Raw genomic sequence first — 15,063 nt, forward strand, 5'->3', positions numbered from 1 at the left:
GCCCGTCAGGTAATTGCTGCCGATTCGACGGGCTTCGTACGGGTCTTGGGCTCGCCGGAGGGCGGGTTCCGGCGAGTGTGGAGGGTGAGCGAGACAGTGGTCGCCAGCAGTACCGCCGCGCTGCATACGGCGGCTGCGAAGGCGCCGTGGACGCCGCGGATGGTCACCTCGTTGCCGTGGGTCGACATGCCCTGCATGACCGCGATGAGGCCTGCCGCTCCGGCGGCGCCGAAGAGCTGCTGGGTGGTGCTGAAGGTCGCGCTGGCGTCGGGCTGGTGCTGTTGGGAGACGGAGCTGAGGGCAAGGGTCATCAGCGGGGTGAACAGACCGGCGAAGCCGATGTGCAGCGTGATGAACGCAGCGGAGAAGGCGACCGGGCCGGCGGATTCGGGGATCTGGGTGAAGGCGAGGGTGGCGGCAAGCACGATGCAGGAGGCCGGGAGGATGACCCGCGGTGCGCCGAAGCGGTCGTGGAGTCGGCCGGTCACCGGCGACATCAGCGCGATCATCGCCCCACCGGGCAGCATCGTGAGTCCGGTGACGGCCGTGCTGACACCGAGGACGTTCTGCATGAGCAGCGGGACGATGCTGACTGTGGCGAACAGGATGATGCTCGTGGCCGCCATCGCGGCGATCGCCGCGGTGAAACCGGTGGAACGGAAGGTACGCAGGTCGAGGTAGGCGCGGCCGGTGCGGGCGGTGCGCAGTTGCCGCAGCACGAACGCGGCCAGGACGAGAAGTCCGGCGCTCAGACAGGGGATCGCGGCCATGAGGTTGCTCTCGATGAGGCTGAGGCCGAGGACGATGCCGCCGAAGGCGGGCAGTGACAGGGCGACCGACCACCAGTCGATCGGGACCGGCTCGTGCTCCTGCCGGGGAGGCAGCGAGCGCAGGCCGAGCAGGAGGATGAGCAGGGCGACACCGAGCGCGGTCCAGAACACTCCGTGCCAGCCGACCAGGGTGAGGCCGAAACCGGAGGTAGCGGGGCCGAGGGCGGGGGCGGCGCCGACGACGATGGTGGCGGTGCCCATGACGGTGCCGCGCCGCTCGGGCGGAACCATGGCGGCGACGGTGGCCATCAGCACGGGCATCATCACCGCGGCGCCGCATGCCTGGACGATGCGGGCAACGACGAGTAGGGGGAAGGTGTACGACAGCGCGGCCATCAGGGCGCCGGTGCTGAACAGGATCATGGCGATGACGAACAGATGCCGGGCGCCCATGCGCCGCAGCAGGAAGCCGCTGGCCGGGATGGCGGTCGCCATGGTCAGCATGTAAGCGCTGGTCACCCACTGCGCGGTGCTGGCACTGACGTCCAGGTCGTGCATGATCGACGGGACGGCGACGCTGAGGATCGTCTCATTGAGCACGACGAGGAACGCGCCGCCGACCAGCGGTAGCAGCACCTTCCTCAGCTCGGCCGGTGTGAGAGCCGGCTGGGCGGGGTGGGACACGTCCTGGGGGTCCTCTCGGCGGGATGATCGCCCGGTGGCGGAGGGAGGCCCGGGCGGTGCCGCACGCCGGCCGTGACGGGCCGGGCGTGCGGCGGCGGACTGCGGGGGTCCTACTCGGCGAGCGTCTGGGCCATCCACTTCGCCGAGCGGGCGATGATCTCGCCGAAGTGGTTCGAGAGGATCTCGTAGTGCTGGCCGGGGTACTCGATGAGCTCCTTCGGCTCGGGGATGCGCCCGAACATCTCCCGGGCCTCTGTCACCGGTGCCACGGTGTCCTCGCTGGCGAGGATCATCAGGGTGGGTTGGGTGATGCGCTCGGCGTAGGCGCGGACCTCCATCTCGAAGAGGTGGTCCAGGGTGGAGATGGTGATGGCGTTCTTGAAGCTCGGGAGGTCGTGGATCATCTTCTCGACGAACTCCAGTCCCTCCTCATCGCTGAACATGACGGGGTCGCCGGGCGCGGGCTCGCCGTGCAGGCGGATGGTCCGGGCCGGCTCGCCCTGGGCCTGCGCCTTGCGGTCGACAGGGATCAACGCCTCCAGCTCCGCGAGGGTGTCAGCGGGCTGGAGCTGGCGGGCGCTCCAGCCGCTGACCGGCGGAATGATCGCGGAGACGGCCTTGACGCGGGTGTCGGTGGCGGCGACGAACATCGAGTTGGCGCCGCCGATGCTCACGCCCCACAGGCCGATGCGGTCGCCGTCGACGTCGTCGCGCAGCGTCAGGTGGGTGATGACGTGCCGCAGGTCGCGGCACTGCTGCCAGGGGTCGAACAACTGGCGGGGCTCGCCGCTGCTGTAGCCGGTGCAGCGGTGGTCGTACGCCAGACAGGCCAGGCCCTGCTCGGCGAACGCTTTAGCCTGGAACTTCATCGACTCGGCCGGTCCGCCGAGGCCGCCCTGGAGGATGACGACGGGCAGCGGTCCCTCGGTGTCGTCGGGGCGGGTCAGCCAGCCGCGCAGGGTGATGCCGTCAACGGTGAACTCGATGTCCTCGACCACGGGCATGGTGCTCTCCAGAAAGGTGTGTACGGGGGTGGGTGTCGGTGTCAGCGGTTGGCGACGGGGACGTCGTCCGGCAGGAAGTCGGCCTGGTTGAAGGAGCGCGGGTCGGCCGAGGCGCGGAAGATCGGCCAGACCTCGGCGCGCATGCCCTCCTCGTAGGCGGCAATCTCCTGGAGCAGGTCGCCGCCGCTGACCGTTCGGTCCAGGGCGCCGGCCAGGGCCGACGCGTCGCGCAGCGCGGTGTTGGCGCCGGAACCGAAGGAGGGCGGCATCGCGTGGATGGCGTCGCCGAGGAAGGTGACGCGTCCGGTCTCCCAGGTGTCGACGGGCTCCAGGCGGCGTACCGACATGGGCGCGAGGGTGGACTTGTCGGCGTGCTCGACCAGTTCGACCACGCCGGGGTGCCAGCCGCGGACGGCCTCGCGCATGACCGGGTGCAGTTCCTCGGGAGTGGCCTTCCACAGGTCGGGGATGCCGGCCAGGTAGGGGCTGCCCTCCTGGAATCCGCAGTGCACCATCATGTACGACTCGACGTGGTCGATGTCCGCGCCCGGGGCGAGGTCCGCGACCGCCTCGGCGACCGGGCGGCGCGGCTGCCAGGCGCCGAAGGAGAAGTTGACCCCGTCCGCCGAGCCAGCCAGCACGAAGCCGTCGAACAGGGCGTCGGGCAGGGTGGCGACCAGGTCGTCGGTGAGCGGGACGCAGGCCGCGACGGAGCGCATGCCGGTGTCGACCGTGGGGACCTCCGGCAGTCGCTGACGGCGGACCGGTGAGTGCAGTCCGTCCGCGGCGATCAGCAGGTCCCCGGTGGCGGAGGTGCCGTCGGCGAAGAGCAGCCGGACCTTGTCGCCGTCCTCCTCGTAGCCGGTGACCGTGTGACCGAAGTGGACGATGTCCTCCAGGCCGGTGTGCATGATCTGGCGCAGCGTGCGCCGGTTGACCGCGGTGTGCGGGCGGTCGGGGTCGTTGGGCGGTCCGATGTGCGGGCGGGTGCCGAGTTCCTGGCACTGGTCGTCCAGCATGACGAACAATTCGCGGCGCGGTTTGATCCGCGAGGTCTGCATGTACAGCTCGTAGAGGTTTTCCGGGAGGCACTCCTTGAGCGCGCCGCCGCCGGTGGCGTTCATGTGCAGCCGGAATCCGGTGCGCAGGACGCCGGGGGTCGCCTCATAAACGGCGCAGCTTATTCCGGTCTTCTTCAGACCTTGTGCCAGACAGAGGCCCCCGATTCCTCCGCCAGCGATGAGAACGTGAAACGACGACATCGGCGTCCCTGCCCTTCGTGACTTTCAACGCGTCGGTACGGCGGGCCAGCGCCCTGCCGAGAACGCGGAGCCAGGTGCGGCTGTGTCCCTGGGCTCGCGGTGCCCTAGTCTTGCCGGGCCGAATTTCATCAGGGAAGCTGAATTCGCTGATGTCCGTTATAGATGAAGCTGATGCCACATGGAGGGGTGGGACGTGAGCCCGGACCTCAACCTGCTCGTCTTCATGGACGCTCTGCTGCAGGAACGCAGCGTGACCCGGGCCGCGCAGCGCCTGGGACTCAGTCAGCCCAGCCTGAGCGCCGCCCTGGCCCGGCTGCGCCGGCACTTCGACGACGAGCTGCTGACCCGGGTGGGCAACTCCTACCAGTTGACCGCTCTAGGCGAACGCCTCGCCGAGCAGACCTCCCTCGCCTTGAGCTGGACCGACCGGGTCTTCCAGACCCGCGCCGACTTCGATCCGGCGGAGTCGGAACACGAGTTCACGCTGGTGGTGGCCGACTGCCATCTGCCGGTCTTCGGCCGGGTGCTGGCCGACCTGATCCAGGAGGAGGCCCCCCGGGTGCGGCTGACCTTCCACCACAGCACGGCCCAGTTTGTGCACCGGGCCTCCGACTTGCTGCGCGCCGTGGACGCTATCGTGCTGCCGCAGGGCGTCCTGGTGAACATGCCCATGCTGCAGCTGTACCGGGACCGCTGGGTCTGCGTGGTCTCCTCCGACACCGCCGAGCGGCCGCTGGACCGGGAGGAACTGTCCAGGCGCCCCTGGGTCTTCGCCTACCAGCACCCCTTCTCGGCGCTGTCCACGATGCCGCGGCTGACTCAGGAGGGGGTACGCATACGGACCTCGGTCGCCACGGAGGACTTCCTGTCCGTGCCCCATCTGGTGCGCGGCACCGACCGCATCGGCCTGATGCCGGAGCGGGTCGCCCGGCTGCACCCGGCCGGCCAGGGCGTGACCATCGCCGATCTGCCCTTCGAGCTGGGTGACCTCCTGGAGTCCCTGTGGTGGCACCCCGCCCACGAGCGGGACCCCGCGCACACCTGGCTGCGCGCGATGGCTTCGCGGGCGGGACGCGTCGTGGAACAGTCCTGAGCCCCGTACCGGCCGGGACGCCACACACCCGAGCACTCGATGAAACACTTGCGTTCCATCGAACACCGGCCTAGTTTGCGTGCGGGACCGTTCCACTTCATTCAGGAGGCGTCTGTGGCTACGGACGATGCCGCTGCCCCCGTCAAACGCCCGCGGGTCACCGCGGAGCGCGAGCGGGAGGTGCTGGCGGCCACCCTCCGGGCGCTCAGCGACACCGGTTACGAGGCACTGTCCATGGACGACGTGGCGACGCGCGCCCACTGCAGCAAGGCGACGCTATACCGGCTCTGGCACACCAAGGCCGGGCTCGTCTCGGCGGCGGTCCGCAGCAGCGGACCGGTGCGGCCCACGGAGGTGGACACCGGCAGTCTGCGGGGCGACCTGATCACGGTGGCCGAGCGCCTGGCCCGGCACGCCACCGAGGACAGCCGACTTTACGCGGCCCTGAGCCACGCCATCCTCACCGACGACGAGCTGGCCGCCGCGGTGCAGACGGCGCTGTTCCAGCCGGACACCGAGCACGTCATGCGGTTCATCGACCGGGCGGTCGAGCGCGGGGAGCTGACCCACCGGCCCGCGGCGGCCGAGTTCCTGCCGCAGACCATACGAAGCCTGGTGATGAGCCGCCCCGCGCTCGACGGCACCCTGCTGGAGTCGGACTACCTGTCCCGGTTCGTCGACCACTGGGTGATGCCGGCCCTGCTGCACACCTGACCGGCACCCCGGCCCCCGTTCAGACCGCCACGGCCGCCGCCTTCCCGCGCACCCCGCGCAGCACCAGCAGGGCGACCAAGCCGGCACCGACGCCGAGGGCCGTCAGCACGAACGGCGAGCTCCACCCCCACTTGGCGCCCATCACCAGCCCGGTGACGAGCAGCGCCGGACCAGCGCCGTCCAGCAGCCGGGCGGCCAGGCCCACCTCGGCGAAGCGGACGTCCGTCGCCGGGTGGCGCGGCACCGTCCGCAGCAGCAAGGCCGCGACGGCGATCAGCCCGGCCAGCAGGGCCGACATGCCGCGCCAACCGACCGCATCCAGCAGCGCCGGGGTGACGGCCGTGGTGAGTGCCGCCGTTGCCGCACTCATCACGATCACCGCCAGGACGCACAGGACGAAGTTACGGCGCCCCGGAAAGCAGTCCCCGAGCGCGAACAGGCTGACCGGGCCGACCGCCACGTAGAGGCCGGCCAAGGCGTGCCCGGCCAGTGCCACGCCGAAATCCGGAGCGGCGAGGGTGACGAGCTGGCCCGCCACGCCAACCGCGCAGACCACCTCAACGGATCGCCGTTTTCCGTACAATTCGCCGATTCTGATGGCCGCCGGGCATCCCAGCAAGGTGGCCAGCACGAAAGTCAGGGAGAGCCAGTCCTCGTGGGACGTGGGCAGGTCGGCCACGATGCGCGGTTCCAGCTTTCCGCCGGACACCGCGCAGACGACCAGCAGCAGACCGGGCAGGTTCCAGGCGAACAGAGCCAGTGCCTTTCGCACTTTTCCGGTTTCGGGCAGCGGGGAGTACGACCATGCGGGATCGACAGTCACAACGACTCCTTCGTCGCAGGAAAGGCAGTGGGCGGCACTATAGATTCGTCGACAGAATGCGAGTCAATACGTCGGCGCGGGCCTTTTTCCCACTCACTGAATTCGGGGAAACGGAAAGAAAAAAGCGTTCCTGGAGAACCGGGCGGGCCGGTCCGACCCGCCCCACCAGGGCGGACCCGGCGACTGCCTGGAGAGAAACCCCGGGTGACCGGGGATGGAACGTTTGCGTTTCATCCCCGGTCACCCCTATGGTGGATGGAACGATTCCGTTTCATCTTCGCGCGGGGTCCGGGCACTCACCGCCGCGCACACCCTCGACTTCTCAGGAGCACTCCGTGTCGCAGTCCACTGCAACCCGGGCACCCGCCCCGGCGGGCGCGCGCCCGGCCGACCACCGCTGGTGGGTCCTGGCCTTCGTCGGCATCGCGCAGCTCATGGTGGTGCTCGACGCGACCATCGTGAACATCGCGCTGCCCACCGCCCAGGCCGACCTCGGCTTCTCCGACGGCGCCCGGCAGTGGGTCATCACTGCCTACTCCCTCGCCTTCGGCAGCCTGCTGCTACTCGGCGGGCGCATAGCCGACCTGTTCGGCCGCAAGGTCACCTTCCTCATCGGTCTGGTCGGCTTCGCCGTGGCCTCCGCCATCGGCGGCGCGGCCCCCAGCCTGGAACTGCTGGTGGCCGCCCGCGTGCTCCAGGGCCTGTTCGGCGCCCTGCTCGCCCCCGCCGCGCTCTCCCTGCTCACCACCACTTTCACCGACCCCAAAGACCGCGCCAAGGCGTTCAGCGTCTTCGGGGCCATCGCGGGGGCCGGCGGCGCCATCGGTCTGCTGCTCGGCGGACTGCTCACCGAGTACCTCACCTGGCGCTGGACGCTGTACGTCAACGTCGCCTTCGCCGTCGTGGCGTTCGTCGGCGCCTTCATGCTGCTGAAGCACGACGGACGCAACCGTGACGTCGCCCTCGACGTCCCCGGCACCATCCTGGTCTCCGCCGGTCTGTTCGGCCTTGTCTACGGCTTCTCCAACGCCGAGTCCCACAGCTGGGGTTCAGCGCAGACCTGGGGCTTCCTCGCGGCCGGCGTGGTGTTGCTCGGCGTGTTCACCTGGTGGCAGACCCGGGCGGCGCACCCGCTGCTGCCGCTGCGCGTCCTCGCGGACCGCAATCGCGGCGCGTACTTTGTCTCGGTGCTGCTGATCGGCGCCGCGATGTTCGGTGTGTTCCTGTTCCTGACCTACTACATGCAGATCATCATGGGCTTCACGCCGGTCAAGACCGGTCTGGCGTTCCTGCCCATGGTCGGCGCGATGATGACCGGCACCATCCTGGCCACCAACATGCTAGTGCCCCGTATCGGCCCCAAGCCCGTGGTGCCGGCCGGTATGGCCATCGGCGCCCTCGGTCTGCTGTGGATGACCACCCTCGGGGTCGGCAGTTCCTATGCCACGCACGTCCTGCCGCAGCTCGTGGTGACCGGCTTCGGCATGGGTCTGATCATGGCCACCGCCATGAACCTCGCGGTGTCCGGCGTGGCCCACCACGACGCCGGCGTAGCCTCCGCGGGTGTCAACACCATGCAGCAGGTTGGCGGTTCCATCGGCACCGCCCTGCTCACCACGATCGCCTCCAGCGCCTCGGCCGACTACCTGGCCTCACACCCGGGCAACAACCCGGCGGCGATCGCGCAGGCGTCCGTGGAGAGCTACTCGGCCACCTACGGCTGGACGGCCGCCATCTTCGCCGTCGGACTCGTGGCGACCGTGCTGCTCTACCAGCGCGGAGTGCCCCGGCACGACGAGTCGGCGGCGCCCGCCGTCCACATGTAGGCGGGAGTCCTGGAGGGGGTGCCGGGTCGGACCGACCGGGCACCCCGCCTCGTTCTCAGCCGACCGTCACTCCACCACCTCCACCCGGACGGGCCCGACCAGGCCGGCGGGCTCCAGCGCACTGGCCGCGGTCAGGTCCCACAACTGGCCCACGAAGGTGGTGACGGGGGCCTTCGTCTCCGGCTGCAGGTCCCCGATCATCCGGTTGTACCAGCTGTTGGTGACCTCGACCTCGATCTTGTTGGCCCCGGACCGGAGGGCGTCGGTGACGTCGACCCGGTACGGCGCGCACCACACCGTCCCCGCGTCGGCGCCGTTCACCTTCACCTGCGCGATGTCGTGCACCTCGCCGAGGTCCAGCCAGACCCGTCCACCACTGATGCGGTCGGGCGCCTGGTAGGTCTTGGTGTACGTGGCCGTGCCCGAGAAGTAGCGCACGCCCGCCTCCGGGTGCTGCGACAGGCTCTGGAGGAAGTCCAGTGCGACGGACGCGGGCGCCCCGCGCTCCTGCTGGAAGGCGACCTTCCAGCCCCCTTCCATCACACCGACGACCCGGCGGGCGGCGGCCTTGGCGGTGCCCTTGCTCGCGGTGCCGTGCGCGACGACGACGAACCGGGCCTCGGACGGGCCGAGATCGAGAGAGAGGACGGTGCGTCCCCGCTCGGTCCGGAAGGTTGCCGCGCTGACGCCGCCGGTGACCGGGTCCCACAGTTCGACGGCCTTGCCGGTCGCCCGCAGCTTCACGTCCAGGGCGGTGCGCACCGCCCGCCGGTTGACAACGTAGTAGACGTCGGCGCCGTCGGTCGTGCGGTGGATCCAGCCCAGCGGGTCGTCGGCATCGAAGGCGTAGTCCCAGTCCTTGACGACACCGAGGGCGGACAGCGCCTCCTCGGCCCGTACGTCGCCGAACACCCTTCCCGCGCCGACCACCCGGTCCTGCTCGTCCTCAACGCCCCACAGCCTGCGCACCAGGGCGCGGAACTCCTTGTCGCTGTCGGCCAGGCTCGGGCTGGCCACCGGCCGGGTCCCGGCGACCGCGGCGCCGGCCTCCACCAGCGCGGCGATCTTCCGCAGCACCCGCACGGTCATCCGCTCCGAGGCGCCGCCGAGGTACAGCAGTTCGTAGGACATTCCGGTACGGGTGACGAGCCGGCCGTCCTCGACCGAGAGCCGGTTGAGCAGCACGTCCGCGTTGACATAGTCGAAGTCGTGGCCCAGCGGGATGTCCGACCGGCTGCGGCTGGGCCCCCAGAGCGCGGGGGCGGGGGCCTCCTGGCCGTAGAAGTAGGCGACGTCCTTGACCGCCTTGCCCTGGGAAAGGACGTACGAGCAGCGGGCGAGGTACGTGGTGAAGGGCTTGGCGTGGTCCGCCCAGGTCTCGTTGCGGGTGAAGAACCAGCCGATGCCGCCGAGGGTGACGCCGGGGCCCTTGTCCTGGGGCTGGTGCGCGGAGGTGTGGATCATGAATCGGGTGACGCCGGAGAGCAGGATCTGGTCGGCGGTCGGCTTCAGGTCGCCCGGCATCAGGTGGCGCGCGCCGAAGGTGAACGCCTCGCAGGCGACGAAGTCCCGGCCGTAGATGTTGGCGACGCTGGCCGCGCCCCGCATGTCGACGAGGTAGCGCTCCCCGAGGCGGTCGCCGGGCGCGCACGGGTTGCCGCTGGCGCCCATGGGGATGTCGGCGTGGCGCCGGATGTCCATGTCGTCGGCGGTGATGGCGCGGCTGCTCTCCTGAGCCTCGGCGTAGGTGAGCTTGAGGCCGCGTTCGTGGGCGACCTCGTGGACGACGGCGTAGTGGTTCTCGGCGAGCAGTTCGCCGATGGTCTGCCGCCAGTCCCACAGGAAGCGGTCCGACTCGGCGGGTCCGCCGACCGTCGTGCCGGTGAGCGCGGGCAGGTAGGGGCCGGCGTCGTAGCCGCGCCGGGTGCGGAACTCCTTGAGGATGTCGTCGGTCCAGTTCTGCGGACCGGCCTCGTAGCTGTCGTTGAGCAGGGCGGTCAGACCGCGGGTGCCGATCGCCTCCTTCCCCGTCGCTTTCTCCAGGCTGTCCAGGTAGGTGGTGAGGTAGGCCCGGACCCGCTTGGCGTCGAGCTTGTCGACCTCCAGGCCGGTGGCCGCCTCGGTGGTGGGACCGTTCTGGTGGCCGGTGAGACCGGCGCCGAACCGGACCACGACCCAGGTGCCGCGCGGGGCCTTCCAGCGCAGCCGGCCCCTGGCGTCCATCTCGTCGGTCAGGTCGATCACCTGGGAGGTGACGACGGCCTTCGCCGAGCCCTCCTCTGGGGTGTCGATCTGGTAGTAGTCCGGTGCCTGGACGAAGCCCGCCTTGGCCTCGAAGCGGTGCACGGTCGGCGCGGTCCGCAGGACCAGGGAGCGCAGCGGGACGGGCTCGGTGCCGGTGGGCTGGGGCAGGTAGTACGGCACCTCGGCAGGCTTGCCCGGGGCCTTGAGGACGACCTTGAAGTAGCGGGCCTCGGTGCGCGGCAGGAACAGGGTGCGCTGCTCGTCGCCGCAGACGCCCTCAGCCACCTGGCGGTAGGTGCGGTTGTCCTTGCTCGCCCAGACCTCGACCACCGTGCCGTACTCGGTGACGTCCTGGAGCGCGGCCGAGGTCCCGGCGGCGATGCTCAGACCGGTGACAGTGACGGCGCGGGGGAACTCGACCCGGACCCAGGTCGGTTCGTCTGCGGTGGGCGGGGCGAGGTTGGTGATGTCCTTCAGCGAGCCGCTGGAGAGCTTGGCACTGTCGAGTTTCACGCCCTTGCTGCCGCCGCTGACCACCGGGGCGGTCGCCGACGCCTTGGTGGCGGAGGCGTACATCAGCGGCTTCAGCTCGCTCTGCGGCCGGGCGCCGTCGGCGACACGGTAGGCGAAGACCCGGGCGTCCTTGTAGTAGCGGACGTCCGCCTCACCCGGATAGTCCTTGAAGGGCCCGGCGACGTCCGTCGGCTCCGGCAAGGTCACCTGGACGGTGCGGCCCCCATCGACCCAGGTCTCGGACCAGACCACCTTCTTCATGCCGTCCTCGGCGGCGACCCAGGGCCCGCCCGTCTCCGACCATCCCGGCGAGGCCGCCACCCCGGCCTCCAGACCCAGGTCGGCGGCCTTCTCCATGGCGAACTTGAAGGCGTCGCGCCACTCGACGGACTGGTAGGTGACCGGCGGATCGACGATCTGCTTCAATCCGAAACCGCCGTCGAAGTTCACCAAGCCGCCGACGCCGGCCTCGCGGAACCACTCCAGGTCCTTGGCGATCCCAGCCTTGGAGATGTTGCCGTCCATCCAGTGCCACCACACCCGCGGCAGCGCTTCGGCGGGCGGCTTCCCGAAGCCGTTCAGCAGACCGGAGCCGGCGAGGGCCGACGAGGCGTCCGCCGCGCGGAGAGTCCCCAGGTGGGACAGGTCCGGCGGGGCGCCGCCGGCCGCGGCGGCGGTACCTGCGGAGCCGATGAACCCTCCGCTCGCGCCCAGGGCGGCGGCGCCGGCCGCCTTCTTGAGGAAGTTCCTGCGGTTCGTCGGCATGGTGACTCTCCATCGGGTCATTGAAGTCGCGGCCAGGATCAGAGGGCACCCGTGATGAAACGTTTCAAAAGGCGGGTGTCCTGCGCTTTGTCCGGCCGGGCCGCGAAGAGGTGGGTGCTAGGCCGCCATCCTTCGGTGGCCGAATCCGCCCGTCAACGCCCTGGTGGGCCACGGTTGCGTCACTTACCTGGCCATCCTGGCCAGGTTGCTCTGCGGCCGCTTAGCATCCCGAGGTGCCCACCCCACCCGCCCCACGCGCTTCCGAACGCCGCCTCATCGAGCTGATCGCGGCGCACGGCCCGCTCACCCGGGCAGAACTGACGGAGCTGTCCGGCATCCCGAGGCGGACCGTCAGCGGCGCGGCGGCACGCCTGCTCGCCCGCGGCCTGCTGACGCAGAAGGAGACATCCGGCCGCCTCCCGGACGGACAGCGGACCGCAGAAGCACGACACCGCGGCCCCACCGCCGACGCCCTTCACCTGCCCGACGCCCCCAACGGCGTCCTCGTCGTCCTCATCACCCACGAGGACATCGCGGTCTGCGAGGTCGGCCCGGACGGCGTACGGCACACACCGGTGGCGAGGGAGCCGTTCCGATGGTGGACCTGCACCGATCCGGCCGTGGAGGTCGAACGCCTGCTGACCGCGGTGAAGGGGCGGGACCCGGTCCAGCAGGTTTCCCACCTGGTCCTCGGCGTCCCCCAGCCCTACCGGCAGGACCACGGCGTCACCCTCCTCGGAGAGGACGTGCCCGGTTACTACGGGATCGACGAGTACCCCGCCTGGCTCACCACCGACCTGGCGGCCGCCCTGGCGCACAGGTTCGATGTCCCGACCCACGTCGAGAACCTCATCAACCTCGCCGCTCTGGGAGAGGCGAGCGCAGGAGCCGCCCGCGGCCGGCACAGCGTCCTGTACCTGCGCCTGGGAGACATTGTCGCGGGAGCAGTGGTCGTACAAGGACACGTCCTGCGGGGCGCCCTGGGCGCCGCCGGGGAGATCGGGCACATCCGCGTCGACCCGCACGGCATGCTCTGCGCCTGCGGAGGGCGCGGCTGCCTCGGTACCGTCGCGAACGCGCGGCACCTGCTGGACGTGCTCCGCCCACGCTACGGCGAGGACCTCGATCTCTTCGACGTCGTCGCCCTCGCCGTCCAGGGAGACCCGACGGTCCGCGGTGTGCTCACCGATCTCGGCCGGACCGTCGGCATGGCGATCGCCGGCGGCCTGCTCATGCTCAACCCCGAGACCGTCGTCATCGACCCCGTCCTGGGCCCGGCGACGGCCCCGGTCATCGACGGGCTTCTTGAGGCCGTCCACCAGACACTGCCCGCCACCCTGGCGAGGGCGCTCACCGTCGTCCCGGGCATGCGCCAGGACGATGCCGCCTTCATCGGCGGCCGGGCGCTCGCGGACCGTTGGAAGTTGTCGGCGGGGCGGTGAAGGCCGGGCCGAGACGGCGTGAGCGCCGGCGCGCGCGGGCCCAGCCCGGACCGACGCGACGATCGCCCTGGAAGACGCGTGACGCAGGGCCGGCCAAGCCGGCCCGCGCGCGGCACTCGAACGTGAACTCGTCGATGCCGGAGATCAGCACGATGCCGACTGCCGGGACCGTGCCGGCCGTGGAAAGTGATCGCAAGGGCGAGGGAGCCGGTGCCCCTGATGCCCGAGCGGGGGCCAGTCGGCTCAGCAGGTCGTCGCCCGGTTCTCTCTCCTTGCGTGCGACCAGGTCGAGCAGATAGCCGAACTCGTCCGGCCGCCTTCGAAGGTGAGGGTGGCGGGCTCGGTCGGGGTGGTCTGGGGAATCTTGTCGTGGGCGTGCAGCCACCGCTCGGCGGCGGCACAGGAGAAGGTGGGGCTTTCCGCGGTGCCGCCGACCGCATCCGGGAAGTCGGCGTGAGACGACCGAGGCGATCGTCGGCGCGGTCACCGGTTCCCTGACCACCCCTAGCAGCCTGCTGCTCGGCCGGTACGACGATGACGGCCGCCTGCAGTACACCGGCCGCACCACCACTCTCGCCCGGGCGACGAGCGGCACGGTCGCCGCCCTGCTCGGTCCGGGCCGACGCGGCCACCCCTGGACAGGCTGGTCATTCTCCGCCGGCTGGAGCAGCCGGGAGACGCTGAACGTCACGCTGGTGAAACCCGAGCTGGTGGTGGAAGTCGGCGTCGACGTCGCCCGCAATGCCTCCGGCCGGTGGCGTCACCCCGTACGCTGGCACCGAATTCGAGCCGAGATGCATCCGATGGACGTGCCGAAGCTCGGAGAACCGGACTAACCGCCAGCTCTTGACGATGTCCACGAGGAACCCTGCCTCTGCTGAGCTGGGTCTTCACGGAAGCGGCATCGTGATGCCCCCATGTTGCATGGAATGCAACATGGGGAGGAGAGAATCGCCTTGCAGGGAACGACAACCCGGTCGGCCGTCTCCCTTGGCCTGTGGTGATCGTTGACCAGGCATGAAGATCATCCGACGCGCTGTCACGGCGCTCACCCTGACCGCCGGCACCCTTCTCGTCGCGACCCCCGCCTACGCAGCCCCCAGCACCTCACCTCTCTCGTCTCCCCCGTTGCTGGACGTGCCGCTCGCGACGGCCCTGCTGCTTCCGCTTCAGGGACTCGTCGAGACGATCGCGGAGAACATTATTTCGATCATCCCCCTCTAGCAGGCCAAGCCTCCACGCGAAGCCCTCCGCAGGTAAGAAATCCCGGGCGCTTCGCGGCCTTCCATCACGGCCCGTACGGCGCGGTGGCCAGCCGGGTGAGACTCGGGTGGCCACCTCCGTTGTTTCACCTCCACGGGCACGAAACAGACCGTAGCCATCCAGGAACCCGCCCGGTGATCTTTCCGCGGACCTCAGCAGACCGTGCAGCCGACGTGCTAGCCGAGCCTGATCGTTCTGGCCGGGATCTGCTGTACCCCGACTCCGCCCGGACTCGTCGACAAAGCTGACCAATCACAGTCGCAGCGCGACAACTACTCGCTGGCCGCCATGATCGCGTTGATGAGGTCGCCGCCGCTCTCTTGCAAGGCCCTGACCGCCTTCGCCCTGGAACAACCAACCTGGGCCATGACCAATTCGATGTCCTTGGGGTCAACCCCGGTCTCGTCGACAGTGTCGTCGGTGGGGAGGTCGTCAGGCTCAGGGACGTCTTCAAAATCTTCAGGCATGAAGTCCTCCAAGGAGCGAAGAAGTACCGATCAGCCCTTCCACTGCTCAGGCACCGCGAAACAGGTGCCACACCGTCACCGGCGGCGTCCCAAGTCACTGAGCTCTTTCAGAGTGGCCACTGATCGAGTGACCCAGGCCGAGTCGGGATGAGGACCGCAACGCCCAAGGCTCCCGCGCCGTTGAGGGAGGTGT

General features: G+C 69.9%; 12 protein-coding genes. 6 read left to right on the top strand and 6 right to left on the bottom strand.

Going from position 1 to position 15,063, the window contains the following annotated elements:
* Positions 1-5 precede the first annotated feature (5 nt).
* From ACZ66S_RS40115 to ACZ66S_RS40125, 3 genes are all read right to left on the bottom strand, one after another.
* A complete protein-coding gene (locus ACZ66S_RS40115) occupies positions 6-1,454 on the bottom strand; it encodes a DHA2 family efflux MFS transporter permease subunit (RefSeq protein WP_469906529.1) in 1,449 nt (482 codons plus the stop codon).
* A gap of 110 nt (positions 1,455-1,564) precedes the next feature.
* Entirely contained in the window at positions 1,565-2,458 is an 894-nt protein-coding gene (locus ACZ66S_RS40120; RefSeq protein ID WP_469906530.1) for an alpha/beta hydrolase, read from the bottom strand.
* Positions 2,459-2,499: 41 nt separating this feature from the next.
* Positions 2,500-3,720: an FAD-dependent oxidoreductase gene (locus ACZ66S_RS40125; protein ID WP_469906531.1), complete on the bottom strand. Its 1,221-nt coding sequence runs from the start codon at positions 3,718-3,720 to the stop codon at positions 2,500-2,502.
* A 193-nt stretch (positions 3,721-3,913) separates the two neighbouring features.
* On the opposite strand from ACZ66S_RS40125, the gene ACZ66S_RS40130 reads away from it, so the two are divergent.
* Entirely contained in the window at positions 3,914-4,813 is a 900-nt protein-coding gene (locus tag ACZ66S_RS40130) for a LysR family transcriptional regulator (RefSeq protein ID WP_469906532.1), read from the top strand.
* Positions 4,814-4,927: 114 nt separating this feature from the next.
* Complete coding sequence (locus ACZ66S_RS40135) at positions 4,928-5,527, top strand: TetR/AcrR family transcriptional regulator (protein WP_469906533.1); 600 nt, start codon at positions 4,928-4,930, stop codon at positions 5,525-5,527.
* 19 nt (positions 5,528-5,546) lie between these two features.
* On the opposite strand, the gene ACZ66S_RS40140 is transcribed toward ACZ66S_RS40135, so the two are convergent.
* A complete protein-coding gene (locus ACZ66S_RS40140; RefSeq protein WP_469906534.1) occupies positions 5,547-6,350 on the bottom strand; it encodes an MFS transporter in 804 nt (267 codons plus the stop codon).
* A gap of 335 nt (positions 6,351-6,685) precedes the next feature.
* On the opposite strand from ACZ66S_RS40140, the gene ACZ66S_RS40145 reads away from it, so the two are divergent.
* Positions 6,686-8,176: an MFS transporter gene (locus ACZ66S_RS40145; RefSeq protein WP_469906535.1), complete on the top strand. Its 1,491-nt coding sequence runs from the start codon at positions 6,686-6,688 to the stop codon at positions 8,174-8,176.
* A 66-nt stretch (positions 8,177-8,242) separates the two neighbouring features.
* Here ACZ66S_RS40145 and ACZ66S_RS40150 read toward each other — a convergent pair whose 3' ends face one another.
* Positions 8,243-11,698, bottom strand: coding sequence for a glycosyl hydrolase (locus ACZ66S_RS40150; protein ID WP_469906536.1), 3,456 nt, complete (start codon positions 11,696-11,698; stop codon positions 8,243-8,245).
* Between the two features lie 233 nt (positions 11,699-11,931).
* Between ACZ66S_RS40150 and ACZ66S_RS40155 the strand changes: the two genes are divergently transcribed.
* The 3 genes from ACZ66S_RS40155 to ACZ66S_RS40165 all read left to right on the top strand — a co-directional run bounded on the left by ACZ66S_RS40155 (position 11,932) and on the right by ACZ66S_RS40165 (position 14,364).
* Positions 11,932-13,140, top strand: coding sequence for an ROK family transcriptional regulator (locus tag ACZ66S_RS40155; protein ID WP_469906537.1), 1,209 nt, complete (start codon positions 11,932-11,934; stop codon positions 13,138-13,140).
* A gap of 515 nt (positions 13,141-13,655) precedes the next feature.
* Positions 13,656-13,976, top strand: coding sequence for a hypothetical protein (locus ACZ66S_RS40160; RefSeq protein ID WP_469906540.1), 321 nt, complete (start codon positions 13,656-13,658; stop codon positions 13,974-13,976).
* A gap of 181 nt (positions 13,977-14,157) precedes the next feature.
* A complete protein-coding gene (locus tag ACZ66S_RS40165; protein ID WP_469906538.1) occupies positions 14,158-14,364 on the top strand; it encodes a hypothetical protein in 207 nt (68 codons plus the stop codon).
* Between the two features lie 311 nt (positions 14,365-14,675).
* On the opposite strand, the gene ACZ66S_RS40170 is transcribed toward ACZ66S_RS40165, so the two are convergent.
* Entirely contained in the window at positions 14,676-14,870 is a 195-nt protein-coding gene (locus ACZ66S_RS40170; protein WP_469906539.1) for a ubiquitin-like domain-containing protein, read from the bottom strand.
* Between the last annotated feature and the right edge of the window lie 193 nt (positions 14,871-15,063).

It is taken from the genome of Streptomyces sp. NPDC107471 (assembly GCF_055582845.1).

Excerpts from the sequence above, each read along its gene's own strand:
- ACZ66S_RS40120 (WP_469906530.1), bottom strand. The coding sequence starts at position 2,458 with ATGCCCGTGGTCGAGGACATCGAGTTCACCGTTGACGGCATCACCCTG.
- ACZ66S_RS40125 (WP_469906531.1), bottom strand. The coding sequence starts at position 3,720 with ATGTCGTCGTTTCACGTTCTCATCGCTGGCGGAGGAATCGGGGGCCTC.
- ACZ66S_RS40150 (WP_469906536.1), bottom strand. The coding sequence starts at position 11,698 with ATGCCGACGAACCGCAGGAACTTCCTCAAGAAGGCGGCCGGCGCCGCC.
- ACZ66S_RS40165 (WP_469906538.1), top strand. The coding sequence starts at position 14,158 with ATGAAGATCATCCGACGCGCTGTCACGGCGCTCACCCTGACCGCCGGC.
- ACZ66S_RS40170 (WP_469906539.1), bottom strand. The coding sequence starts at position 14,870 with ATGCCTGAAGATTTTGAAGACGTCCCTGAGCCTGACGACCTCCCCACC.